The organism is Anaerobacillus sp. 63XJN7_4_ISO-PGPR-S23-413 (assembly GCF_056173725.1).
This window is the reverse complement of record NZ_CM149688.1, coordinates 1803041-1827750: the sequence shown is the minus strand read 5'-3', so window position 1 is coordinate 1827750 and position 24710 is coordinate 1803041. Positions and strand designations below refer to the sequence as shown.

The window sequence follows — 24710 nt, the reverse complement described above, 5'->3', positions numbered from 1 at the left end:
GTATTTTTAACCTAATAAAAAAGCGGGAAACATCCCGCTTTTCTGAATCATTATCGACGTAGACCAAGTTCTTTGATAAGTTCGCGGTAACGAGTAACGTCTTTGTTACGAAGATACGTTAAAAGATTACGGCGTTTACCAACCATCTTAAGAAGACCGCGACGAGAGTGGTGGTCTTTCTTGTGGAAACGTAGATGATCGTTCAAATTGTTGATTTCCTCAGTAAGGACAGCGATTTGAACCTCTGGAGAACCAGTATCATTCTCGTGAGTTTTGAACTTAGTGATAAGCTCTTGCTTACGTTCTTGTGTGATTGCCATCCGTTTCACCTCCTTAATTTCTAATCCCCTGATACCGCGCAAACGTCGGTGACTCGATAGCCCAGTATAGGTTGTGTACTTGTCGTACAGATATTAGATTACAGGTTTTTGTTCTAAAATGCAAGGGAAATCTATTTCAGTATTTCTCTTGCATCTTTCGCATCCTGACCTATTTGGGCAATTAAGTCATCAACAGAAGAGAATTTAACCTCTCCACGAATCTTTTGATGGAATTCAACCTCTACGGACGATCCATACAAATTGCCACTGTAATCAAATACGTGAACTTCCAGTGACGGCTGATCGGGTTTTTCATCATAGAAGGTTGGTTTGTATCCAACATTGCATACACCACTCATCCAGCTACCTTCCGTTTTCATGCGCACTGCATAAACACCTGTAGCTGGCACGAGATACTCGTCTTTAAGATCGACGTTGGCCGTTGGGAAGCCAATTGTGCGGCCGCGCTGATCTCCTTGAACAACAGTGCCCTTCACCGTGTAGTTCCGACCAAGAACGGCTTTCACGTTCTCGACAGCCCCTTCACGAATATATGAGCGAATTAAAGTAGAGCTTACTTTCTCGTCATGTTGAGATACTTTATCAATCACCGTTTGACTAAACTGGTTACGGGCATGAAATGGAAGGGAGTCCATCGTTCCTCTTCCTTTACTTCCATATGTAAAATCAAACCCTGCTACAACGTGAACAACTGATAAGGCAATAATATAATCATCAACAAATTGCTGAGGTGTTAATCCCGCAATCGTTGTATCAAATTTCACGATATAAAGAACGTCAATTCCAAGTTGCTCAATAAGCTCAATTTTATCATCAAGTGGTGTAATGGCCTCTGTTTGAGGTGTAGACTTCCCCAAAACGACTGATGGATGGGGATAAAACGTCATAACTGCTGACTTTACGCCTTTATCATCAGCGATTTCTTTCGCAGTCGAAATTACTTTCTGATGGCCGCGATGAATGCCATCAAAATATCCAAGCGCCATGACGGCAGGATGTTCAGATTTTAACTGATGAGGATGCGATAAATAAATTGTTTTCAACGGTTTCACCTTCTAACTTCATCTCGAAAACACTTTTTCAGGCTTCATTAAGCCCGGCTTCTCAGGATGTTTTTGATAGATTGCAATTGCTTCTCCGTCCCTATTGTACATAACAAGTCTATTCTCTGTCATCTCTTCCAACTGAGGAAGCACAGCGCCATTTTGGAGCTTCTCTTCTAGCGCAGAATCAACAGTAAAGGATGGCATAGCAGAAAGAGCGTATTCCATAGGAAAAAGAGATAGCGTTTCCTCTTCTATCATCTGTTTTATCTCATCAAATGTCAAACATTCTTCTAGTTTAAATGGGCCGGACGCTGTCCGAATTAGAGACGACATGTGAGCTGGAAAACCTAGCTTTTCTCCAATATCAACCGCAAGTGTTCGAATATATGTCCCCTTACTACACGTGGCACGTACAGGGATAGAGACCGCTCCGTCTTCAAGCGTTACCTCTCCAATTAACTCTAGGTCATGAATCGTTACCTTTCTAGATGGACGATCCACCACTTCTCCTTTAAAAGCATACTCATAAAGTCGTTTGCCGTTAATTTTGACAGCAGAATACATTGGGGGAACTTGCTCGATCTCACCTCGAAACGCAGCAAGTGCTTCTTCTATATCGTTAGTTGAAGGCAGTTTGTCTACTTTCTTTTCTTCCACTTTCTCTCCAGACGCATCTTCCGTCGTCGTTGAAAACCCTAGTGTAATCACTGCTTCATACGTTTTAGAAAAATCCGTCATATACTGGGCCACTTTAGTTGCTCTGCCGATACATAGTGGTAAAACGCCTGTTACATCTGGATCCAAAGTTCCTGTATGACCAACTTTTTTTGTCATTAATAGCTTTCTAGTAACCGCCACACAATCATGAGACGTCATTCCAGCTGGTTTCTTTAGTGGTAATATGCCGTTCATTGTTTTCCTCCTTTCAATCTGATGACATAGAGAAAGGATAGACATTCCTGCCTATCCCTTCGTTTCTACTCATCCGCTTGATTTAAATCTGCAAGAAGTCGTTCAATTTTGTTACCATAATCGATCGATTCATCAAATTCAAAATAGATTTCCGGTGTTTTGCGAAGACGAATGCGTTTCCCTATTTCAGAACGAATAAATCCAGTTGCTTTCGCAAGACCATTCAGGGTAGCTTCTTTCTTCTCTTCATCACCAAGGACAGTAATAAATACCGTTGCTTGCTGTAGATCATTCGTAACTTCAACAGCTGTTACTGTAACGAAACCTACGCGCGGGTCTTTAATCTTCCTGCTGATTATATCACCAAGTTCTTTCTTCATCTGTTCACCAACACGATTTGCGCGAACATTACTCATCGTTACACCTCGTTTCTTTCCTAAAGCCACTCATAAGTTGCTCGAGTGAGTTCGATATCAGGACGTGAATCAATCAATGAGACGGCACGCTGGAGCTCACGCTCGCATGCCGTTTTGCTTGAAGCCGTTGTAACAATACCAATAACGGTATGTTGCCATAAATCCTGGCTGTCAAGCTCAGAAACAGAGAGATTATAATGCTTCAGACGGCTTATAACCGACTGAAGCACAGATCTTTTTTCCTTCAAGGATTGCGCATCATAAATGATGCATTCACATTCTACATATCCAATCACTTAGGCTTTACTTCAACCATAATATACGCTTCAATGATGTCGCCTTCTTTAACGTCATTGAATTTTGCAAGCGTAATACCACATTCGTACCCTTTTGCCACTTCTTTCGCGTCGTCTTTGAAGCGTTTCAATGTATCCACTTCACCTTCGAATACGACAATTCCGTCACGGATGACACGAACGCCCGAATTACGAGTGATTTTACCTTCTGTTACGTAAGATCCTGCAATTGTACCTACTTTAGAAACTTTAAACGTTTCACGTACTTCAGCTTGACCAATCACTTTTTCTTCATAAACTGGATCAAGCATTCCTTTCATTGCAGATTCAATCTCTTCAATCGCTGTATAGATCACGCGATGCAAGCGAATTTCTACTTGCTCAGAATCAGCTACTTTCTTCGCATTGGAATCTGGACGTACGTTAAATCCGATAATGATCGCATTAGAAGCAGATGCAAGGATAATATCTGACTCTGTGATCGCACCAACAGCTGTGTGAATAATGTTGATCTTAACACCTTCTACTTCAATCTTCTGAAGTGAGCCAGCAAGTGCTTCAACAGATCCCTGTACGTCAGCTTTCACGATAATGTTGATATCTTTCACATCGCCCTGCTGAATCTTTTCAAATAAATCATCCAAATTCATTTTAGAAGATTCTTTACGCTGAGCTTCAATTTGCTGCTGATTTCGTGCTTCACCAACTTGACGTGCTGTCTTCTCGTCTTCAAATGCTACAAAGCGATCTCCAGCATTTGGTACATCACTTAAACCAGTCACTTCTACAGGAGTAGAAGGTGCAGCTGTTTCAACACGCTTACCAAGATCGTTGACCATAGCACGAACACGGCCAAATGTGTTTCCGACTACAACTGGGTCACCAACTTTAAGCGTTCCTTCTTGAACAAGAAGTGTTGCAACTGGCCCGCGTCCTTTATCTAGCTGTGCTTCAATTACTGTACCTGTAGCAAGCTTATTAGGGTTCGCTTTAAATTCTTCTACTTCAGAAATCAATAGAATCGTTTCAAGAAGATTATCAATTCCTTCACGCTTAATGGCAGAAAGGTTAACGAAAATTGTATCTCCGCCCCATGCTTCAGAAACAAGTTCATACTCTGTTAGTTCCTGCATCACGCGATCAGGATTTGCTCCTTCTTTATCCATCTTATTAACCGCAACGATAATTGGCACTTCCGCTGCCTTCGCATGGTTAATAGCTTCAACCGTTTGTGGCATAACGCCATCGTCAGCTGCAACAACTAGAACCGTGATATCTGTTACTTTTGCACCACGTGCACGCATTGTTGTAAATGCAGCGTGTCCAGGAGTATCAAGGAACGTAATTTTTTTGTTATTTTCTTCGATCTGGTAAGCACCGATGTGCTGCGTAATACCGCCAGCTTCACCCTGCGTTACTTTTGTATCACGGATTCCGTCTAGTAGCGTTGTTTTACCATGGTCAACGTGCCCCATGATTGTAACAACTGCAGGACGTTCAATAAGCTTTCCGTCCTCATCTTCACTAGTGTAATTATCAAGATCCGTTACTTCAAATAGCTCTTCTTCTTCCACTTTTACACCATAATCATCACAGATAAGTTCCATTGTATCTTTATCTAGTTCCTGATTAATGGTTGCCATAACACCAAGACCCATTAACTTCTTGATCAGTTCAGAAGCATCTTTACCTAGCTTTTCAGCAAGCTGTCCAACTGTTAATGAACCAATGAAAGTTACTTTAGAAGGCAGTCTTCTTGGAGCAGCCGTGTTTTTAGGCGGCTGTCCTTTTCCACGGCGGTTTGGACGACGTCCACCGCGACGGTTATTTGGTGCGCTTTTGCTATTCTTTTGATTTGCATTTGCTTTTGGGTTGTTTCGATTGTTTTTATTTTCCATACTGTTTTTGTCGCTTCCCTTTTTGGATTGTTTCGAATCGTTATTAAGCTTATCAATGGCCTGATCATCAATCACAGACATATGATTGTTTACCGTAATATTCATGCTTTTTAACTTTTCGATAACATCCTTACTAGTAGTATTATGTTCTTTTGCATATTCATGAATTCGCATCTTACTCATACGATCACCCCCGAGTTATTGATCGAGCATTGCGTGGAGCTTCTTCGCAAACCCTGCATCAGTAACGGCTATCGTGACTCGTTGAACTTTGCCAATTGCATGTCCAAGCTCATAGCGCCCTGTTACAAAACATACTGGGACTTTATAAGTAGTTGCTTTATCCGTTATTTTCTTTCTTGTGTTATCAGATGCGTCGCTCGCAACTAATACGAGTCTTGCGCTCTTGCGCTGAATTTCCTTCACCACAAGTTCTTCTCCAGACACGACTTTGCCAGCGCGCTGAGCGAGTCCTAACAGTGACTCCCAATTCTTATTCTTCATTTAATTTGACCGCGATTCTGCGAGGTCAGCATAAATATCTTCCGTCACTTCTGCTTTTAGATGAGCCGCTAAAGAATCTCGCTTCTTAGCAAGTACGAAACACTCTTCTTTATTGCAAAGGTATGCGCCCCGTCCATTCTTTTTACCCGTTTGATCGATCGATATAACCCCTTCAGGCGAACGAACGATTCGAACAAGCTCTTTTTTAGGCTTCATTTCTTGACAGGCGACACATTTCCGCATCGGAATTTTACGTTTTTGCACGATGGACACCTCTCCTGATCTTGCTTAATCTAGCTCAGAATCTTCCACGTCATTCTCTTCGAATAGAGGAGCTTCATCAGCACTATAGATGCCAAGCTCTTCCGCTTCAGATTGACTCTTAATATCGATTTTCCATCCAGTCAGCTTCGCAGCAAGACGTGCGTTTTGGCCACGCTTCCCGATTGCAAGTGAAAGCTGATAGTCAGGTACGATAACTTGAGTCATTTTATTTTCTTCGTCTACATTTACTTTAAGTACTTTTGAAGGGCTTAGTGCATTTGCTACGTATGCAACTATGTCTTCAGACCAGCTTACGATATCAATTTTCTCACCTTTAAGCTCATTGACAATCGCTTGTACACGCTGACCACGCTGTCCTACACATGAGCCAACCGGATCAACTTCAGGATCTTCTGCGTGAACCGCAATCTTTGAACGATCCCCGGCTTCTCGAGAAATGGACTTTACTTCAACCGTTCCATCGAATATTTCCGGTACTTCAAGTTCAAATAAACGCTTAAGAAGACCAGGATGAGTTCTCGAAACCATCACCTGTGGCCCTTTGGTTGTTTTTTCAACTTTTGTCACATATACCTTGATACGATCATGGGAATGATACGTTTCGTTCGGCATTTGTTCACCTGCAGGGAGAAGTGCTTCGATACGACCGAGGTCAACATAAATAAAACGATGATCCTGACGCTGAACAATTCCTGTCATGATATCGTCTTCGCGTTCAATAAATTCGCTAAATATGATCCCACGTTCTGCTTCACGGACACGCTGAGTAACAACTTGCTTCGCTGTTTGAGCTGCGATACGACCGAAATTACGAGGCGTTACTTCAATTTCTACGATATCTTCTAATTCATATTGGCGATCAATGTCTTTCGCATCTTCAAGTGAAATCTCAAGACGAGAATCTTCCACTTCTTCTACGACATCTTTTCGAGCGAATACTCGGATCGAACCTGTATCCTGATTAAAGTCAACTCTAACGTTTTGCGCCTGATGGAAGTTTCGCTTATATGCTGAGATAAGCGCTGCTTCAATCGCCTCAACGATAATATCCTTGCTGATGCCCTTTTCTTTTTCAAGAATATTTAGCGCATCTAATAACTCACTACTCTTCATTTTTCATTCTCCCCTTTAATTAAAAAACAACCGCAAGCCTTGCGCTTGCTACTTTTTCATAAGGTAATTCTACCTTTTTAATTCTTGTTTTCACTCGCTGATCAATAACAACCATTTCTCCATCGAAGTCCGAAAGTACACCTTCAAAGCTCTTTTCACCATTAAATGGTTCATAGGTTGTAACATAGACTTGCTTGCCAACTGCCTTCTCAAAGTCCGTACGTTTTTTGAGCGGACGTTCTGCACCAGGTGAAGAAACTTCAAGGAAGTATGGTTGTGTAATTGGATCTTGTTTATCAAGCTGTTCACTTAGCTTTTCGCTAATTATCCCGCACTCCTCAATATCAACGCCTCGAGGAGAATCGATATAGACACGGAGAAACCAATTCTTGCCTTCTTGTGTGAATTCTATATCTACAAGTTCCAAGTTCATTTCATCTACTATTGGTTTTACTAGTTCTTCAGTAACCGTAATCACATTTTCGTTCATTGGTTGTCCTCCTTTCTGATCCTGTACAGCAGGGTCCCAATCGAAAACGAAAGAGTGGGATAGCCCCACTCTTCCGTCGCGTGTGTATTCACTAGTATTTCCACAATTACTATACCATACTCATATAACCAATTCAACAGAGAAGCGAAGGCGCCTCATTAGAATAAGCTAAGTTGATTCGCATCTGGAAGTCCTTCAAGACATCCATGATCATCCAAGTACTCAAGTACAGTCTTTGAAATCTTGCTTCGCTGCTGTAAATCTTCTTTTGATAAAAATTCACCGGCTTCTTTGGAGTTTTCAATATTGATCGCTGCATTCGTCCCTACTCCCGGAAGAGAGTTAAATGGAGGAATGAGCGAATCTCCATCGACTACGAATTCAGCCGCTTTTGATCGATAAAGATCTACTTTCTGCATGCGGAGGCCACGTTCTGACATTTCAAGCGCAATCTCCATCACGGTTAATAGGTTTTTCTCTTTCGGTGAAGCATCAAGTCCCTTTTCATTGATTTCTTCGATTTTTGCGCGAATCGCGTTGGATCCTTTCGCCATCGTATCAATGTCAAAGTCATCGGCTCTTACGGTAAAGTATGCTGCATAGAAAAGAATTGGATGGTGAACTTTGAAGTAAGCGATCCGAACAGCCATTAACACATATGCTGCTGCGTGAGCTTTCGGGAACATATACTTGATCTTCAAGCACGAATCAATGTACCAGTCTGGCACATCATGTTTCTTCATTTCAGCTACCCACTCTTCTTGCAATCCTTTCCCTTTTCGCACAAACTCCATAATTTTAAATGCGAGGGACGGGTCAAGGCCTTTGTAGATCAAATAAACCATAATATCATCACGACAACCAATTACTTCACTAAGGTTACAAGTACCAGCTTGAATCAATTCCTGTGCATTACCTAACCACACATCAGTACCGTGGGAAAGACCTGAAATCTGAACGAGCTCAGAAAATGTACTAGGTTTCGTATCTTCTAGCATTTGACGAACGAATCGTGTTCCGAATTCTGGGATTCCGTAAGTTCCTGTTTTACACATAATTTGATCCTGTGTCACTCCAAGAGATTCCGTTCCACTAAAGAGCTTCATCACTTCAGCGTCATCTGTTGGGATGGTTTTCGGATCAATTCCACTTAAATCTTGAAGCATACGAATAACCGTAGGATCATCGTGCCCAAGTATATCAAGCTTCAACAGATTATCGTGGATCGAATGGAAATCAAAATGGGTTGTTTTCCATGCGGATGTTTTATCATCTGCTGGGAACTGAATAGGTGAAAAATCGTAGATGTCCATATAATCAGGTACTACGATAATACCACCCGGATGCTGCCCAGAGGTACGTTTTACTCCTGTGCACCCCGACACGAGACGATCAATTTCAGCCCCTCGATAGTGAAGGTCATGGTCTCCCATATATCCTTTTACATAACCGTACGCCGTCTTCTCAGCGACTGTACCGATTGTTCCTGCTCGGAATACATTGTCTTCTCCAAACAGTTCCTTCGTATAATTATGGGCACGCGGCTGATATTCCCCGGAGAAGTTCAAATCAATATCGGGTACTTTATCACCTTTAAACCCAAGAAACGTCTCAAACGGTATATCATGTCCGTCTTTTGTAAGAGGTACATCGCAATCTTCGCATGATTTGTCTGGAAGATCGAACCCTGATCCTACAGAACCGTCATCAAAGAACTGTGACTTCTTACAAGATGGACAAACATAATGAGGTGGTAATGGGTTCACTTCAGTAATTTCAGTCATAGTGGCAACAAATGAAGAACCTACAGACCCACGTGAACCAACGAGATAGCCGTCGTTTAGTGACTTCTTAACTAGCTTATGAGAAATCAAGTAGATAACGGCGAATCCATGACCAATAATACTTTTTAGCTCTTTTTCAAGTCTCTCTTCCACTATTGTTGGCAGTTCATCACCATAAATGCTTCGAGCCATGTTATAGCTCATCTCACGCATTTCTTCATCGGCACCTTCAATTCGAGGTGTGAATAGATCATCTTTGATCGGTTTAATGTCATCGATCATGTCGGCTACTTGCTGTGGTTTTTGTACGACAATTTCCTTCGCTTTATCTGCCCCAAGAAAATGGAAGCAATCAAGCATTTCGTTCGTCGTTCTAAAATGAACCTGAGGTAACGTTTGGCGATTTAATGGGTTACCCGCCTGTGCTTTAATAAGAATTTTACGATAAATATGATCCTCTGGCTCGAGATAATGAACGTTACCAGTAGCGACGACTGGCTTATTTAACTTCTCACCAAGCTTAACAATCTTACCAATAATTTCACGCAACGCCATTTCATCTTGAACAAGTTCTTTCTCGATTAAATGCATGTAATTTTGTGGCGGCTGCACTTCCAGATAGTCATAAAACTTCGCGATGTCCTCTACTTCTTCAGGTGACTTTTGCATCATCCCTTCAAAAACTTCACCCTTGTCACAGCCTGAACCGATCAGCAGACCTTCGCGGTATTTCTCAAGCTTAGAACGAGGAATACGTGCAGTTCGGTAGAAATAATCAATGTGAGAAAGGGAAACGAGCTTGAACAAGTTTTTTAAACCTACGTCATTTTGCGCCAATATGATCGTGTGCGATGGACGCGTACGTTGGAAACCAGTTTGCCCCATATTATCATTCAGCATATTATGGTTTGTAATTTCACGCTCAAGTGCATCTTTCACCAATTTCCACAATAAATACCCTGTTGCTTCCGCATCATAAATCGCTCTGTGGTGCTGAGTAAGGTCGATATCAAACTTTTTACAAAGCGTATTTAAGCGATGGTTTCGCATTTCTGGATAGAGAAAACGAGCAAGCTCAAGGGTATCAATTACTGGATTTGTTGCTTCTCCTAACCCAATATTACGTAACCCTACATTCAAGAAGCCCATATCAAAGCTAGCATTGTGAGCAACAAGAATGTCATCTCCCATGAATTCGTGGAAGTCTTTTAAGACGTCTTCAATTTCAGGGGCGTTCATGACCATATCGTCCGTAATCCCCGTTAGTTCAATGGTTGTTGAGGAAAGAGGATGATGCGGATTAGCAAATCGCTCAAACTTATCAACGATTTCTCCATCTTTCAATTTCACTGCTGCTAACTCGATAATTTTATTATAAACAGCCGAAAGTCCGGTTGTTTCCACGTCAAAAACAATGTAAGTACCCGTTTCAAGGTCACGATCAGCTTCATTGTATGCCATCGGTACCCCATCATCCACAAGGTCTGCTTCTAAACCATAGATAACCTTTATACCGTTCTTTTGTCCTGCTGCATATGCATCGGGAAATGACTGTACAACATTATGATCCGTAATGGCGATAGCGGGATGTCCCCATTTAGCTGCTTGTGTAATCAGTTCCCCTGTTGAACTGACGGAGTCCATTTGACTCATTTGCGTGTGAGCATGTAGCTCGATACGCTTTTCATCCTCAGGCGCCTCATCTACTCGTAAATCAGGTTTGATTTCAGTTAAGTCGTTTCCGATCATAACAAGATCGCGTACAAACGTATCATTCTGGATCCCACCGCGTACTTTCACCCAGATTCCTTTTCTTACTGCTTCTAAAATCGGAACATCTTCTTTATCGCGGGAGAACATTTTCACAAGGATTGAATCCGTGTAGTCCGTTATTTTAAACGTTAATAGCGTTCGTCCACTTCTAAGCTCTTTCGTTTCAGCATGGAAGACATAACCTTGAACAGCAATGCGTCGTTCTTCGTCCTGAATAGTTTCGATTGGTACTGGATCTTCTTTGATCTTGTAACCAATGACAAGAGAATCTGGAACGTTTTTACTTGAAGATTTATCTGCCTTTTCTTTTTCGATCAAGGCTTCCATCATTTTAGATTGATCTTCTTGTTGTTTTTGTTCAACAAATTTTTGATAATCCTGTTCAGAAGCCTTAACTTCTACTTCAAGCATGTACTTCGGAAATCCAGCGTGCGTATAACATTCTGACAAAGGACCAGATAGCTTTCGTCTTGCGATTGCAGCTTCCGTTTCATTACGAACCGTTACAATAAGCTTATTTCCACTTATTTTAGGCGTTTGACTTTTCAATACAGCTGTTAGGGATGCCGAATGCTCTTTCATCAGTTCAGCGACATTGTCCCAGTATGCCATTGCTAATTCTTCATTTCCTCCACTATCTGTGGAGATTCCGTAAGTCACTGTAGCGATGTGCTTTAATCCATCTTGCAGACGACTGCGAAATAGTTCATATACATGAAACGGAAGAACGTCTGGAAAATGAAAATCAAAATGCCATTTTCTCGTTTCTTTGTATACAGTTAATTTCGAAATGTACCCATCTCTAAAATAATCAACGAATTTATCAGGAATCGATATTTGTTGAAGGAGCAGTTGGAGACGTTCTTTTCTTATGTTTAAATCCTGGTCCATTCAATTGTTCCTCCTTCTTAAAAATGCGTAAAGGTAACGAAAAAAAAGGTGGAAGGTACCACTGGCACCTATCCACAATTTTAGTTCATTTGTGTTAAAAGCTGCTGGATTGTCTCGTTCAAGTTATCAACTGATACTTCAATTGACTCTCCAGTATCTCTTCGCTTCACTTCCACGATCTCATCGTTTGCTTTCTTACCAACGATTACGCGTAATGGAAGACCGACGAGATCCGCATCTTTAAACTTCACACCTGCACGCTCTTTTCGATCATCGTAAAGAACATCATAACGCTCATTCTGTAGAGATTCATATAGACGATCTGATAGAGCTGTTTGATCAGCATCTTTCACGTTGATTGTAATCAAGTGAACATGAAATGGTGTTACAGCAAGAGGCCATTTCAGCCCATTGTCATCTGCATTTTGCTCAGCGATCGCGGCAAGCGTTCGTGAAACGCCGATCCCATAACAACCCATCATAATAGGCTTAGCTTTCCCGCCTTCATCAAGATAAGAAGCGCCCATTGTTTCACTATATTTTGTTCCTAACTTAAACACCTGGCCAATTTCAATGCCTTCCGCAAAAACAATCGTTCCATTGCCATCTGGAGAAGGATCTCCTTCTTGAATAAAACGAAGGTCTTCATAACTTGTAATGGAAAGGTCTCGATCTGGATTAACATTCTGATAAGCATGTTTACCACTAATTGATCCGTTGACGATGGCTTTAACTGCATTGTCTGCAATAACCTTGCCGTTAAATTCTTTCACATCAACTTCTTCATTCAAGACTTCTACGATGTCCGTTGCGAATAGGTGCTTAACCTTGATGTCATTTAATTCATGATCCCCTCTTACAAGAACAAGAACGGTCTCATCTTCTACCTTGATAAGAGAAGTACGGATATGGCGTTCTAACGAAGCCTCGCCTTCCCCTTTAGTTAAAGGTGCCTCTGGCTCGTCCGATTTCTCATACGCTACATGAACTTCTGCCATTTCAATATTGGCAGCGTAATCTGAAGAATCACTATATGCGATCGTATCTTCCCCAACGCTAGATAATGCCATAAATTCTTCTGTATCTTTACCACCCATTGCACCCGAATCAGCCACAACAGGACGAAAATTCAAGCCCAGGGTACTAAAGATTCGACTATAAGCACTATGCATATTATTGTAGGCTTCATCAAGCTGTTCTTCAGAAGAATGGAAAGAGTAGGCATCTTTCATAATAAACTCTCTTCCTCGAAGCAAACCAAAGCGTGGACGACGCTCATCACGATACTTTGTTTGAATCTGATAAAGAGTCACCGGCAATTGCTTGTATGATTTCAACTCATCGCGAACAAGACTTGTAATTAACTCCTCGTGAGTAGCACCGAGAGCAAAAGGTCTACCGTGGCGATCCTTTAGTCTCATTAGCTCAGGACCGTAAACGTCCCATCGCCCCGTTTCCTGCCATAGCTCAGCAGGTTGAATCGCTGGCATTAATAATTCCTGTGCACCAGTTTCATCAAGCTCTTTTCGAATGACTTCTTCAATTTTCATTAGTACTTTCTTTCCTAATGGTAGGTATGAATAAATACCTGAAGCATTTTGACGTATAAAACCCGCTCTGACAAGGAGCTGATGACTTTTAATTTCGGCATCAGCTGGATTATCTCGAAGGGTTGGATTAAAATATTTAGATTGTTTCATCTACTGCACCTCATTTCATTCTTAAAACGGGTCCCGTGGCTCCTATAGGAAGAAGCGTTGGATATCATTCCATGTCACTACTAGCATGAGTAACATGAGAAACGAAAAGCCAATAAAGTGAACTAAGCTTTCCTTTTGCGGATCAATTGGCTTGCCACGTAACGCTTCCACACCGATGAATAGTAGTCTTCCTCCATCAAGTGCAGGAAGTGGCAATAAGTTAAAAATACCAAGGTTAATACTTAAGAAACCAGCCCATCTCATGAGAACATAGAGCCCTCCAGATGCAGCTTCTTCTGTGTAACTATAAATTCCTACAGGTCCTGAGAAAGCATCGATGGAAAGCTGCCCCGTTACAAGCTGGCCAAGTCCTACGAATATGGCCTTTCCGAATTCATACGTTGATGTAAAACCAAAAACGATAGAGTCTAAGAAATCCACTTGATATTCTGGGGAAACCCCAATACGACCAACAGATTGATTTTCAGAAAGCTCTTGTTTTTCTGGAGTAATGGATAAAGAGACCGATTCACCTTCACGATCTACTTTAAATCCTAGTTGATTATTTGCGTTATCCTGAATAATAGACGTCATCTTATTCCAGCCTGTTATTTCAGTCCCATTAATTTCAGTAATAACATCACCATTCATCATACCGGCTTGCTCAGCTGGACTGCCTTCAACGACTTCGTTAACCTGGCTCGTTGGCGTCCCTTGTAATAAGCCTAGCGTGATGAAAATAACAATCGCAAGTAAAAAGTTCATAACTGGGCCAGCAAAAATGGCCAGGAAACGGTCCCAAAGCGACTTTGAACCGAATTGACGATCAAACGGCGCAATCTGAAACTCAGATCCATCCATCACATAATGAGATGTTTCATCAATTGAGAATACCGTAGCTGGTTCATCTTCGTCTTCGTATCCTTTAATATAAAGCCCACGCTCAAGGTCGGCTTCTTCAACCGTTACTTCTTTTAAATTAGGGTAAGCTGATTTTTGATTGATAACAACCTTTTCAACTTTATTCTGATCATTAAACAGAAGCCCAACACGCTGTCCAGGTTTCAATTCAATCATTTCAGGATCTTCGCCGGCCATTCGAACAAATCCACCGAGCGGCAGAAGTCTGATCGTGTAAACCGTCTCACCTTTCTTGATTGTGAAAATTTTCGGTCCGAAGCCTATGGCGAATTCTCGGCACAAGATTCCTGCACGTTTTGCCAGGAGCAAGTGACCCAATTCATGGAAAAAGACAAGTGCTCCGAATATGATAATGATCGAAATCACAGTATTCATATCCACTTACCACCTTTATTTAATTAATGACTGAACTCGTAATCTTGTTTCAGAATCTACAGCAAGAATTTCTTCAAGCGATGCATTTTGAACGATACTGTGGTTTTCCATCGCCTGTTCTACGAGCTCTTCGATCGTTAAGAAATCGATCTTTCCCTCCAGAAATGCTGCAACGGCCGTTTCGTTTGCCGCATTCATGACGGCTGGGAGTGAACCACCGGCGCGGCCAGCTTCATAAGCTAACTTTAATGCGCGGAAGCGGTCGTAATCAACCTTCTCAAAATGTAACTTACCAACTTCCCATAAGTTTAACCGTTTTGCATTTCTGATTTCAAGTCGATCAGGATAGCTAAGTGCATACTGAATTGGAATTCGCATATCCGGAGTACCTAGATGGGCCATGACACTACCGTCTATGTACTCTACCATCGAGTGAATAATACTTTCTTTATGAAGCAATACATCAATCTGATCATAAGGTGTTCCAAACAGCCAGTGCGCTTCAATCACTTCAAGGCCTTTGTTCATCATTGTAGCTGAATCAATGGTAATCTTAGCACCCATGGACCAGTTCGGATGATTTAAGGCATCATTCACACTAACTCCTACAAGTTCTTCACGTGTTTTATCACGGAAGCTTCCACCTGATGCTGTAAGAATGAGGCGCTCCATTTGATCTTGTTTTTCACCATTCAAGCATTGAAACAATGCTGAATGTTCGCTATCTACTGGCAGAAGGGCAGATCCATGTCGTTTGGCTGCCTCTGTTACGAGATGCCCAGCAGTTACAAGCGTTTCTTTATTTGCAATAGCAATCGTTTTTCCCTGTTCAATCGCTGAAAGGGTCGGAGAAAGTCCGATACTGCCGAGAATAGCATTTACAAGAACGGTTGAATCGTGATGACAGGCTACTTCTAGCAATCCTTCATCTCCATAGACAATCTTTGTCTTTCTTGAAGTTGTTCTTCTGAGCGAGTCAGCATCTTCTTTCTTTTGAACAGATAATAGCTTTGGCTTAAATTCCTCTGCTATTTCCACCGCTTTTTGAACATTTTTCCCTACTGAAACAGCTACAAGAGAAAACATGTCAGGGTGCATTCTCACAATGTCGAGAGTCTGAATACCGATAGAACCAGATGCTCCCAATAAGCTTATTTTCTTCAAACGACCCGTTCCTCCAATCTACTCTGTTTCATCAAACCAGGTTAAGTAAATGCAGAAGAGGGAGAACGAATATTAGACTATCAAATCGATCAAGTATCCCTCCGTGCCCTGGCAAGATACTGCCTGAATCCTTCACTCCGTAATGACGCTTGAATGCTGATTCAACAAGGTCACCTATCTGTCCAAAAACAGAAGTTAGAACGGAGACGATCAAAACAACTATCATGGAATCATACACCGGATAAATCAATTGAAAAACAACGCCAACAAGAACTGCCATTACAACGCCGCCAACTGCACCTTCAACCGTTTTGTTCGGAGATATATGAGGCCATAGCTTTTTCCTTCCGAGCGATCGTCCTACAAAATATGCGCCAGAGTCAGACGCCCATATAAGAAAAATAATGAAAAATAAATGAATCATACCATCTAAATTATTTTCTCCCAGGTACCGTGTCGCTGTAAAATAATAGAAACCTAGACCGACATATAACGAAGCCATCATAATAAATGAACTTTCATCAAAACTATACTTATTCTTCGTAAGGACAGTCATAGCAAGCAAAATAAGCAAGCCGAAGAACAAGAGGTCAATCTTGGTGAATACAGACGACGTCAATGACGCAATCCAGTCGTCAGGCATAACAAGAATCCACGTTCCGACGATAGCAAGTAATCCAGGAAGTGAAACCAATGTGATTTTCTTCATTAGTAACAGTTCGACCATTCCAACAGTGGCAACAAGCGCCATCAAAATGATAAATGGCCAGTCTCCTACAATAATCATTCCTAACAAAAGGGCGCCAAAAATCACACCCGTAATAACACGTTGTTTCATTACGTTAATGTCCTCCTACACTTACACCCCGCCGTAACGTCTTCCTCTTCGCTGGTATTCCTGTACGGCCTCAATAAAATGGTGCTCTGTAAAATCAGGCCAAAGAACTTCCGTAAACCAAAGTTCAGTATAAGCTAACTGCCAGAGCATAAAGTTACTTAAGCGAATTTCTCCGCTTGTCCTTATTAATAAATCCGGGTCCGGGTACTGGCTACTGAGTAAATACGAAGAAATCTTCTCTTCCGTAATCTCTTCTTCCGTCAGTATCCCCTTTCTTACATCACTTAATAACCGCTGCATCGCTGTTTTCATTTCATGACGACTACCATAGTTAAGCGCGAAGTTAAGAATGAGTCCGGTATTGTCTTTCGTCTCTTTCACTGCCTTGCTTATGGCTTTGAACGTATGGGGGGGCAGCTGTTCTCGTTCTCCCATAATTCTAACTTGAACGTTCTGCTCGATCAATTCTGGCAGGTGGCTAAGTAGAAATTGCTCAGGGAGCTTCATTAAAAAGTCTACTTCTTCCTTTGGTCGTTTCCAATTCTCGGTCGAAAAGGCATACAGGGTTAAATATTGAACACCCAGATCATTCGCCTTTCTTACGATTTTCTTTACAACCTTAACGCCTTCACGGTGGCCAGCCACACGCGGGAGACCTCGCTTCTTCGCCCAGCGTCCATTGCCATCCATAATGATCGCAATATGTCCTGGGATATTTGCAGATGTGTTAATTTCTAAATGTTCCTCATCTTCATTCTTTCTCATCCAGTTCGAGAACTTCCCAAGCATTGCAAATCCTCCATTGTGTCACTTACTTAACAAAAAAACCCCCTGTGGGAAAAGAGGGTCCTTTTATTATCTTATTTTACATGTTATTGAATTAGACTTCCATGATTTCTTTTTCTTTATCAGTCGCAACACTGTCAGCTTCAGCTACATACTTGTCAGTAAGCTTTTGGACATCGTCGTTGCCACGGCGAAGCTCGTCTTCTGTAATATCGCCATCTTTTTCTTGTTTCTTTAACTCATCATTTGCATCGCGGCGAATGTTGCGAAGCACGACTTTGCCTTCTTCCGCATACTTCTTAACGAGTTTCACAAGATCTTTACGACGCTCTTCTGTTAGAGCTGGAATCGTTAGACGAATAACATTCCCATCATTTGAAGGTGTTAAGCCAAGATCTGATTTAAGAATTGCTTTTTCGATCTCGCCGATTGAAGTCTTATCATAAGGTTGGATTAGTAGCATACGTGCTTCCGGAACAGAAATACCAGCAAGCTGGTTAACTGGTGTTGGAGCACCGTAGTAGTCAACTTGAATTTTATCAAGTAGAGAAGCATTTGCTCTTCCAGCTCTTAGTGTTGCTAGCTCACGCTTCAAGCTTGAAATTCCATTCTGCATACGTTCTTCAGCGTTTTTCAAGATTTCTTTCGTCATCTTAATTTCTCCCCTTTACAACTGTTCCAATTTCTTCGCCGCAAATGGCGCGCTTAATGTTTCCTTCTTCCATAATGGAAAAGACAACAAGTGGAATGTCATTATCCATACAAAGTGAAGAAGCTGTGGAGTCCATTACAGCTAAGCCTTCCTTAAGTACATCAAGGTAAGAAAGGGTGTCATACTTCTTCGCAGTAGCGTCAACTGTAGGATCGGCTGTGTAAACTCCGTCTACGTTGTTCTTCGCCATTAAAATAACATCTGCTTCAATTTCTGCCGCACGCAATGCAGCAGTCGTATCTGTTGAGAAGTATGGATTACCCGTACCAGCCGCAAAAATGACAACGCGTTTTTTCTCAAGGTGTCGAATCGCTTTACGACGAATATATGGCTCAGCTACCTGTCTCATTTCGATTGAAGTTTGAACACGTGTTTCAACTCCAATATTCTCAAGGCTATCCTGCATAGCTAGTGAATTCATAACTGTTGCAAGCATCCCCATATAATCAGCAGTAGCACGGTCCATTCCCATCTCACTGCCTACTTTACCACGCCAGATGTTTCCTCCGCCAACGACGACAGCCACTTCCACACCCATTTCGTGAATTTCTTTCACTTGAGATGCGATTGACTGTACGATTGTCGGTGAAATCCCTTGACCTTCTCCACCCGACAAAGCTTCTCCGCTTAATTTTAACACAACGCGTTCATACTTGGCTCCGCTCATTTTAACCCTCCAGCATGTTTATCAGTATTTGTTCTTGAAAAATAGGGAACACAACGTGTTCCCTATCATTGTTTTACTTCTTCACTTGAGACATAACTTCTTCAGCGAAGTTATCTTCACGTTTCTCCATGCCTTCGCCAACTTCGTAGCGGATGAAGCCTTTTACAGTAGCGCCTTTAGATTCAACGTACTTACCAACTTTTTGATCAGTGTCTTTAACAAACGGCTGATCAACTAGAGAAATTTCTTCGAAGAATTTGTTGATACGGCCTTCTACCATTTTCTCAACAATTTTCTCTGGCTTACCTTCGTTAAGAGCCTGTTGCTTCAATACTTCGCGCTCGCGTTCAACTTCTTCAGTTGGAACAGCATCACGAGATACGAAACGAGGGTTAACTGCTGCAGTGTGCATAGCAACGTCCTTCGCAACTTCTTCGTCAGTTGTGCCTTCAAGAAGTGTTAGAACACCAATGCGTCCACCCATGTGTAGGTATGCGCCGAATGCGTCAGCGTCAGTTTTCTCAATGATTTGGAAACGACGAAGAGAAATCTTCTCGCCGATTTTAGCAATTTTGTCGTTAATGAATTCAGTAACGGTTTGTCCGTTTTCCATTTTGCTTTCAAGAGCTGCGTCCACAGACTCAGGATTCGTACTAAGGAGGTGATGCGAAATATCATTGATTAGTGAAATAAAGCTTTCGTTCTTTGAAACGAAGTCAGTTTCAGAGTTAATTTCAGCAATTACTGCTTTGTTACCTTCAACAGCGATCGTTGCAAGACCTTCAGCTGCTACGCGGTCAGCTTTCTTAGCTGCTTTAGAAATACCTTTCTCACGAAGCCAGTCGATTGCTTTGTCCATGTCACCGTCGTTTTCTGTTAGAGCTTTTTTGCAATCCATCATACCTGCACCAGTTTGTGCACGCAATTCTTTTACCATTTGAGCTGTTACTGCCATTAGTAATTCCTCCTTGAATTATGATATGTAATCATACCCTTTTGGGTTAAAAAAAGGTGATAAAGGGGTTAGAGTTCCCCTTTATCACCCCTTTGTGTTCTTATACAGATGTTTCTTCAGTTTCTACCGCTTCAACTTCTGCTTCTTCTTCTACTTTGCTAACTTCGATAACAGCGTCAGCCATTTTAGCAGTAAGAAGTTTCACAGCGCGGATTGCATCGTCGTTACCAGGGATAATATAGTCGATCTCATCTGGATCACAGTTTGTATCCACGATCGCAACGATTGGGATATTAAGCTTACGAGCCTCAGCAATAGCAATACGCTCTTTACGAGGGTCGATTACGAACATTGCGTCTGGAACGCCGTTCATATCTTTAATACCACCAAGGAATCTTTCAAGGCGATCCATTTCTTTTTTAAGAAGCATAACTTCTTTCTTAGGTAGTACTTCAAAAGTACCGTCTTCTTGCATCTTCTCAAGGCTCTTCAGGCGGTTAATACGCTTTTGAATAGTTTCAAAGTTCGTAAGCGTTCCACCCAACCAGCGTTGGTTGATGTAGTATTGACCAGCACGGATCGCTTCATCCTTAACGGAATCTTGCGCTTGCTTTTTTGTACCTACGAAAAGAACTTTACCACCGTCCTGAGCGATGTCACGAACGAAGTTATAAGCTTCTTCGACTTTCTTCACTGTTTTTTGAAGATCGATAATGTAGATACCGTTTCTTTCAGTGAAGATATAAGGTTTCATTTTCGGGTTCCAACGACGAGTCTGATGACCGAAGTGTACCCCAGCTTCAAGAAGCTGTTTCATAGAGATTACTGCCATGATTGTGTTCCTCCTAATGGTTTTTTTATCCTCCGCTTGCATCTATTTCGGAAAAAACTGCGTCTGCAGCACCACTTTCCAAATCAACAAGCGTGTGTGATTAACACCGTTGATTAATATATCATATCAAGTGACAAGTCGCAAGTTTAAATCTTAAATTCCATGAATACCTACACAAACTCACTCTCACAGTACGCTTAAACGGTTAGGATTCAACTCCATCGTTTGCAAAAGGACTGTTGAAATCGGCAACATTCTATTAAAAAAGCTCCGAGAGATCTCGGAGCTTTAGACGAATTACTGTGTCTTAAGTTTTGAAAGCTCTACAAGGAATTTATCGTTAAGAACTTTAATGTAAGTTCCTTTCATTCCTAGAGAACGAGACTCAATAACACCAGCACTCTCAAGCTTACGAAGAGCGTTTACGATAACAGAGCGAGTGATGCCTACGCGGTCAGCAATTTTACTTGCAACTAGAAGTCCTTCATTACCTTCAAGTTCTTCAAAGATGTGCTCGATTGCTTCAAGTTCACTATAAGAAAGAGAAGAAATCGCCATTTGTACAACCGCTTTGTTTCTTGCTTCTTCTTCAATTTCTTCCGCTTTTTCATGAAGAATTTCCATTCCTACTACTGTTGCACCATATTCAGCTAATAGAAGATCATCATCTGAGAATGAGTCGCTTAGACGTGACAGGATGAGCGTACCAAGACGGCTTCCACCACCAACGATCGGTACAATTGTTGTAAGACCTTTTTCAAAGAGGTCACGGTTTTCTACTGGGAAAGCTGTGTACTCGCTTGTGATATCCAGATTCGAAGAAGTTTCTGCAATGTTGAACAGGTTTTGTGTATATTCTTCAGGGAACTGACGCTCAGAAAACATTTTCTTCATGCGTTCGTTTTCGATTTCTTGGTTAATTGCGATTCCAAGTAGCTTACCTCTGCGGCTTACGACATATACGTTTGCCATAATGACGTCTCGTAGTGTTTCAGCCATGTCTGTAAAGTTAACTGGCCCCTCAGATTTTTGTAGCATTCCATTAATTTTTCTTGTTTTTTCAAGTAAATTCATAGTTTTGTCCTCCTGCATGTATTATAGGATGTATTGGCTGAGGTCACGGTTCTTCGCAATAGAAGCTAACTTTTCCTCAACATACTCTGGTGTAATCGTGATGCTGTCTAGATTAATGTCCGGTGCTTCAAATGAAAGATCTTCAAGAAGCTTTTCTAAAATTGTGTGCAGTCTTCTTGCGCCAATGTTGTCAGTGTCCTGATTCACTTCGGTTGCAATCGTAGCAATTTTAAGAATAGCATCGTCAGAAAATTCAACTTTAATACCTTCTGTTTCTAATAATGCTGTGTATTGCTTCACAAGAGCATTATCAGGCTCTGTTAATATACGTTTAAAATCGTCTACGGTTAAACTTGATAACTCAACGCGGATTGGGAATCGGCCTTGCAGTTCAGGAATTAGATCAGATGGTTTCGACATGTGAAACGCCCCCGCGGCCATAAACAAAATATGGTCTGTTTTTACTGGACCGTACTTCGTTGTTACCGTTGAACCTTCTACGATTGGCAATATGTCTCTTTGAACGCCCTCTCTGGATACATCAGCTGACTGCTGACTTTTCCCCGCGACCTTGTCAATTTCATCAATGAAGATGATACCCGTTTGTTCCGTCTTTGAAACTGCATCCTGTGCGACTTCATCCATATCCACAAGTTTTGCTGCTTCATCCTGCGTTAAGACCTTTCGTGCTTCTGACACCGGAAGCTTACGTTTTTTCTTCTTTTTAGGCATGATATTTCCGAGCATATCCTGCATGTTCATACCCATTTGCTCCATGCCAGCTCCCTGGAACATGTCCATCATGGAATTGTTTTGTTCTTCCACTTCAACAGTAATCATCCGATCTTCGAGTTCACCTAGCGCAAGCTGTTGAGCTATTTGCTTTCGTCTTGAAGCAATCGACTGATCTTCTGAACTAGCCTGGGTATTTGTTTCTTCTTGCCCCTGATTACCAAATAACATTTCAAGCGGATTCTTGTATTGTGTCTGCTTCTTATTAGACGGTACGAGCAGTTCCACAATGCGTTTATTCGCATTTTCTTCCGCTCTGCCCTTCACCTGTTCCATTCGGTCTTCTTTGACAAGTCTGATTGATGTTTCAACGAGATCGCGAACCATTGATTCCACATCTCGGCCTACATAACCCACTTCAGTAAATTTCGTTGCTTCTACTTTAATGAAAGGAGCATTGACAAGACGAGCCAGTCGTCGCGCAATTTCAGTTTTACCAACGCCTGTTGGCCCAATCATTAAAATATTTTTTGGATTCACTTCATCCTTCAGTTTATCGCTTAAAAGACCCCGACGGTAACGATTTCTCAATGCCACGGCAACAGCCTTTTTCGCGTCATTCTGACCAACTATATACTGATCAAGCTTTTCAACAATTTGTCTCGGTGTTAATGGATTAGACATACGATCTCCTCCAAAGATACAGTTTATATACTAAATGGTTTCTACGATAATTTGATCATTTGTGTACACGCAAATTTCTGATGCAATTTCCATAGAGGCCCGCGCAATTTCTTCAGCGGTTTTGTTATCACTGTATCGCTTAAGAGCTCTACCTGCTGAAAGTGCGTAGTTAGAACCTGAACCAATGGAAAGAATGCCATCATCAGGTTCGATCACTTCACCAGTACCTGAGATAAGCAGAAGCTCATCCTTATTCATAACGATTAACATGGCTTCAAGCTTTCTTAGTACACGGTCACTGCGCCACTCTTTTGCGAGTTCAACAGCAGCACGCTGTAGATTACCGCCGAATTCTTCCAGTTTGCTTTCGAATTTCTCAAAAAGAGTGAATGCGTCCGCAACTGATCCTGCAAATCCAGCAACCACCTTCCCATGAAATAACCTTCTTACTTTCTTAGCCGTATGTTTCATGACTACGGCATTGCCAAATGTCACCTGGCCATCACCGGCCATTGCGCACTCTCCATTATGCTGTACTGCAAATATCGTCGTTGAATGAAAGTCTCCCATAAGTTCCTCCTCCCGAGCTATTAAGCTCTTGGGTGATGGTTCATGTATATATTTCGCAATCGATCTCCCGTCACATGGGTATAGATCTGAGTAGATGATAAATCGGAATGTCCTAAAAGCTCCTGAACAGATCGTAAGTCTGCCCCTTCATTCAGTAAATGTGTTGCGAATGTGTGTCTCATCACATGGGGACTTATATGTACATGCAGCGAAGCGTCTTTCACAATCTTATCTAAAATTGTTCGTACGCCTCTTGCTGTCACGCGACTACCTCTAAAGTTTAAAAACAGGGCTTTTGTCGGCTCTTTTCCGGACGAACCGAGTTTTACTCGTCCATCCTCTAAATACTCTTTTATTGCATCTATAGCGAAACTACCAATTGGTACATATCTTTCCTTACGCCCCTTACCGATTACAAAAATGGTACCAATCGCAAAATCAATGTCTTCTAAATTAAGCGCAACGCATTCACTAACGCGAATGCCACACCCGTACAATACTTCGAGCAAAGCTCTGTCTCTTTGACCAAGCGGCTTCGACGTATCGGGCGTATCAAACAATACATTGAGCTCTTTTTCATACAAAAATTGCGGAAGGCGCTTCTCTTGCTTCGGTAGTGAGCTCATTGTAAATGGATTAATCTCAACAATGTTTTCACGTAAAAGGAATCGATATAAGCTTCGTAACGTTGAAATTTTTCTCGCTGCTGTTTTTCTTGCGTAACCTCGCTCGTGAAGCTCAGTCAAATAAATTCTGACATCTGCATAAGAAACAGCAGCAAAGACATCGATAGTCTGCTGCTTCATAAAAGACTTGAAATGTTCAATGTCCTGTAAGTAACCTGAGATCGTATGTGGTGAACAATTCTTCTCAATCTGAAGATACTCAGAAAATGATTGAATATGAGCTTGTTGGTTGTTATTCATCGTTATCACCTCAAAAGGCTTCTAA

24 protein-coding genes are annotated in these 24710 nt (G+C 41.7%); all 24 read right to left on the bottom strand.

Translation table 11 applies throughout. The features are described 5' to 3' along the window. Positions 1 to 50 precede the first annotated feature (50 nt). Positions 51 to 320 carry a 30S ribosomal protein S15 gene (rpsO, locus tag AC0VYO_RS09880; RefSeq protein WP_048309782.1) on the bottom strand — a complete coding sequence of 90 codons (270 nt, stop codon included), beginning with the start codon at positions 318 to 320 and terminating at the stop codon, positions 51 to 53. Positions 321 to 451: 131 nt separating this feature from the next. After that, on the bottom strand, positions 452 to 1384 hold the full coding sequence (ribF, locus tag AC0VYO_RS09875) for a bifunctional riboflavin kinase/FAD synthetase (RefSeq protein WP_475368923.1): 933 nt from the start codon (positions 1382 to 1384) through the stop codon (positions 452 to 454). A gap of 18 nt (positions 1385 to 1402) precedes the next feature. Next, on the bottom strand, positions 1403 to 2299 hold the full coding sequence (gene truB, locus AC0VYO_RS09870) for a tRNA pseudouridine(55) synthase TruB (protein ID WP_475368922.1): 897 nt from the start codon (positions 2297 to 2299) through the stop codon (positions 1403 to 1405). A 65-nt stretch (positions 2300 to 2364) separates the two neighbouring features. Then, positions 2365 to 2715: a 30S ribosome-binding factor RbfA gene (gene rbfA / locus AC0VYO_RS09865; protein WP_098443391.1), complete on the bottom strand. Its 351-nt coding sequence runs from the start codon at positions 2713 to 2715 to the stop codon at positions 2365 to 2367. A 20-nt stretch (positions 2716 to 2735) separates the two neighbouring features. After that, on the bottom strand, positions 2736 to 3011 hold the full coding sequence (locus tag AC0VYO_RS09860; protein ID WP_226612841.1) for a DUF503 domain-containing protein: 276 nt from the start codon (positions 3009 to 3011) through the stop codon (positions 2736 to 2738). Then, positions 3008 to 5092 carry a translation initiation factor IF-2 gene (gene infB / locus AC0VYO_RS09855; protein WP_475368921.1) on the bottom strand — a complete coding sequence of 695 codons (2085 nt, stop codon included), beginning with the start codon at positions 5090 to 5092 and terminating at the stop codon, positions 3008 to 3010. The genes AC0VYO_RS09860 and infB overlap by 4 nt, the downstream gene beginning before the upstream one ends. 15 nt (positions 5093 to 5107) lie before the next feature. Next, the gene (locus AC0VYO_RS09850) at positions 5108 to 5413 is read right to left on the bottom strand and encodes a YlxQ family RNA-binding protein (protein ID WP_194221429.1); all 306 of its coding nucleotides are present in this window, start codon (positions 5411 to 5413) and stop codon (positions 5108 to 5110) included. Continuing rightward, positions 5414 to 5677 (bottom strand): RNase P modulator RnpM, encoded by a 264-nt coding sequence (gene rnpM, locus AC0VYO_RS09845; RefSeq protein WP_475368920.1) that lies wholly within the window; start codon positions 5675 to 5677, stop codon positions 5414 to 5416. A gap of 24 nt (positions 5678 to 5701) precedes the next feature. Continuing rightward, the gene (gene nusA / locus AC0VYO_RS09840) at positions 5702 to 6811 is read right to left on the bottom strand and encodes a transcription termination factor NusA (RefSeq protein ID WP_475368919.1); all 1110 of its coding nucleotides are present in this window, start codon (positions 6809 to 6811) and stop codon (positions 5702 to 5704) included. Between the two features lie 19 nt (positions 6812 to 6830). Next, positions 6831 to 7301 (bottom strand): ribosome maturation factor RimP, encoded by a 471-nt coding sequence (gene rimP, locus AC0VYO_RS09835; RefSeq protein WP_430242657.1) that lies wholly within the window; start codon positions 7299 to 7301, stop codon positions 6831 to 6833. Between the two features lie 158 nt (positions 7302 to 7459). Further along, a complete protein-coding gene (locus AC0VYO_RS09830) occupies positions 7460 to 11749 on the bottom strand; it encodes a PolC-type DNA polymerase III (protein ID WP_194221426.1) in 4290 nt (1429 codons plus the stop codon). Between the two features lie 80 nt (positions 11750 to 11829). After that, positions 11830 to 13449 carry a proline--tRNA ligase gene (locus AC0VYO_RS09825; protein WP_475368918.1) on the bottom strand — a complete coding sequence of 540 codons (1620 nt, stop codon included), beginning with the start codon at positions 13447 to 13449 and terminating at the stop codon, positions 11830 to 11832. Between the two features lie 42 nt (positions 13450 to 13491). After that, a complete protein-coding gene (rseP, locus tag AC0VYO_RS09820) occupies positions 13492 to 14745 on the bottom strand; it encodes an RIP metalloprotease RseP (protein ID WP_475368917.1) in 1254 nt (417 codons plus the stop codon). A 15-nt stretch (positions 14746 to 14760) separates the two neighbouring features. Then, positions 14761 to 15909, bottom strand: a complete 1149-nt coding sequence (gene dxr, locus AC0VYO_RS09815; RefSeq protein WP_475368916.1) for a 1-deoxy-D-xylulose-5-phosphate reductoisomerase — start codon at positions 15907 to 15909, stop codon at positions 14761 to 14763. A 31-nt stretch (positions 15910 to 15940) separates the two neighbouring features. Next, positions 15941 to 16747: a phosphatidate cytidylyltransferase gene (locus tag AC0VYO_RS09810; RefSeq protein WP_194221422.1), complete on the bottom strand. Its 807-nt coding sequence runs from the start codon at positions 16745 to 16747 to the stop codon at positions 15941 to 15943. Between the two features lie 21 nt (positions 16748 to 16768). Continuing rightward, positions 16769 to 17536, bottom strand: coding sequence for an isoprenyl transferase (locus tag AC0VYO_RS09805; protein ID WP_194221421.1), 768 nt, complete (start codon positions 17534 to 17536; stop codon positions 16769 to 16771). A gap of 91 nt (positions 17537 to 17627) precedes the next feature. Continuing rightward, positions 17628 to 18185 (bottom strand): ribosome recycling factor, encoded by a 558-nt coding sequence (frr, locus tag AC0VYO_RS09800; RefSeq protein WP_194221420.1) that lies wholly within the window; start codon positions 18183 to 18185, stop codon positions 17628 to 17630. A gap of 1 nt (position 18186) precedes the next feature. After that, a complete protein-coding gene (gene pyrH, locus AC0VYO_RS09795) occupies positions 18187 to 18912 on the bottom strand; it encodes a UMP kinase (protein WP_194221419.1) in 726 nt (241 codons plus the stop codon). A 73-nt stretch (positions 18913 to 18985) separates the two neighbouring features. Beyond that, positions 18986 to 19867: a translation elongation factor Ts gene (tsf, locus tag AC0VYO_RS09790; protein WP_430242671.1), complete on the bottom strand. Its 882-nt coding sequence runs from the start codon at positions 19865 to 19867 to the stop codon at positions 18986 to 18988. A gap of 100 nt (positions 19868 to 19967) precedes the next feature. Further along, positions 19968 to 20699, bottom strand: coding sequence for a 30S ribosomal protein S2 (gene rpsB, locus AC0VYO_RS09785; RefSeq protein WP_098443375.1), 732 nt, complete (start codon positions 20697 to 20699; stop codon positions 19968 to 19970). A 297-nt stretch (positions 20700 to 20996) separates the two neighbouring features. Beyond that, on the bottom strand, positions 20997 to 21773 hold the full coding sequence (gene codY / locus AC0VYO_RS09780) for a GTP-sensing pleiotropic transcriptional regulator CodY (RefSeq protein WP_194221417.1): 777 nt from the start codon (positions 21771 to 21773) through the stop codon (positions 20997 to 20999). A gap of 21 nt (positions 21774 to 21794) precedes the next feature. Further along, the gene (gene hslU / locus AC0VYO_RS09775) at positions 21795 to 23189 is read right to left on the bottom strand and encodes an ATP-dependent protease ATPase subunit HslU (RefSeq protein ID WP_475367276.1); all 1395 of its coding nucleotides are present in this window, start codon (positions 23187 to 23189) and stop codon (positions 21795 to 21797) included. Positions 23190 to 23219: 30 nt separating this feature from the next. Continuing rightward, positions 23220 to 23759 carry an ATP-dependent protease subunit HslV gene (hslV, locus tag AC0VYO_RS09770; protein ID WP_098443372.1) on the bottom strand — a complete coding sequence of 180 codons (540 nt, stop codon included), beginning with the start codon at positions 23757 to 23759 and terminating at the stop codon, positions 23220 to 23222. Positions 23760 to 23779: 20 nt separating this feature from the next. Beyond that, complete coding sequence (xerC, locus tag AC0VYO_RS09765; protein WP_475367274.1) at positions 23780 to 24685, bottom strand: tyrosine recombinase XerC; 906 nt, start codon at positions 24683 to 24685, stop codon at positions 23780 to 23782. Between the last annotated feature and the right edge of the window lie 25 nt (positions 24686 to 24710).

Excerpts from the sequence above, each read along its gene's own strand:
- rpsO (WP_048309782.1), bottom strand. The coding sequence starts at position 320 with ATGGCAATCACACAAGAACGTAAGCAAGAGCTTATCACTAAGTTCAAA.
- truB (WP_475368922.1), bottom strand. The coding sequence starts at position 2,299 with ATGAACGGCATATTACCACTAAAGAAACCAGCTGGAATGACGTCTCAT.
- rbfA (WP_098443391.1), bottom strand. The coding sequence starts at position 2,715 with ATGAGTAATGTTCGCGCAAATCGTGTTGGTGAACAGATGAAGAAAGAA.
- infB (WP_475368921.1), bottom strand. The coding sequence starts at position 5,092 with ATGAGTAAGATGCGAATTCATGAATATGCAAAAGAACATAATACTACT.
- AC0VYO_RS09850 (WP_194221429.1), bottom strand. The coding sequence starts at position 5,413 with ATGAAGAATAAGAATTGGGAGTCACTGTTAGGACTCGCTCAGCGCGCT.
- nusA (WP_475368919.1), bottom strand. The coding sequence starts at position 6,811 with ATGAAGAGTAGTGAGTTATTAGATGCGCTAAATATTCTTGAAAAAGAA.
- rimP (WP_430242657.1), bottom strand. The coding sequence starts at position 7,301 with ATGAACGAAAATGTGATTACGGTTACTGAAGAACTAGTAAAACCAATA.
- AC0VYO_RS09830 (WP_194221426.1), bottom strand. The coding sequence starts at position 11,749 with ATGGACCAGGATTTAAACATAAGAAAAGAACGTCTCCAACTGCTCCTT.
- AC0VYO_RS09825 (WP_475368918.1), bottom strand. The coding sequence starts at position 13,449 with ATGAAACAATCTAAATATTTTAATCCAACCCTTCGAGATAATCCAGCT.
- rseP (WP_475368917.1), bottom strand. The coding sequence starts at position 14,745 with ATGAATACTGTGATTTCGATCATTATCATATTCGGAGCACTTGTCTTT.
- AC0VYO_RS09810 (WP_194221422.1), bottom strand. The coding sequence starts at position 16,747 with ATGAAACAACGTGTTATTACGGGTGTGATTTTTGGCGCCCTTTTGTTA.
- AC0VYO_RS09805 (WP_194221421.1), bottom strand. The coding sequence starts at position 17,536 with ATGCTTGGGAAGTTCTCGAACTGGATGAGAAAGAATGAAGATGAGGAA.
- frr (WP_194221420.1), bottom strand. The coding sequence starts at position 18,185 with ATGACGAAAGAAATCTTGAAAAACGCTGAAGAACGTATGCAGAATGGA.
- pyrH (WP_194221419.1), bottom strand. The coding sequence starts at position 18,912 with ATGAGCGGAGCCAAGTATGAACGCGTTGTGTTAAAATTAAGCGGAGAA.
- tsf (WP_430242671.1), bottom strand. The coding sequence starts at position 19,867 with ATGGCAGTAACAGCTCAAATGGTAAAAGAATTGCGTGCACAAACTGGT.
- rpsB (WP_098443375.1), bottom strand. The coding sequence starts at position 20,699 with ATGGCAGTAATCTCTATGAAACAGCTTCTTGAAGCTGGGGTACACTTC.
- codY (WP_194221417.1), bottom strand. The coding sequence starts at position 21,773 with ATGAATTTACTTGAAAAAACAAGAAAAATTAATGGAATGCTACAAAAA.
- hslU (WP_475367276.1), bottom strand. The coding sequence starts at position 23,189 with ATGTCTAATCCATTAACACCGAGACAAATTGTTGAAAAGCTTGATCAG.
- hslV (WP_098443372.1), bottom strand. The coding sequence starts at position 23,759 with ATGGGAGACTTTCATTCAACGACGATATTTGCAGTACAGCATAATGGA.
- xerC (WP_475367274.1), bottom strand. The coding sequence starts at position 24,685 with ATGAATAACAACCAACAAGCTCATATTCAATCATTTTCTGAGTATCTT.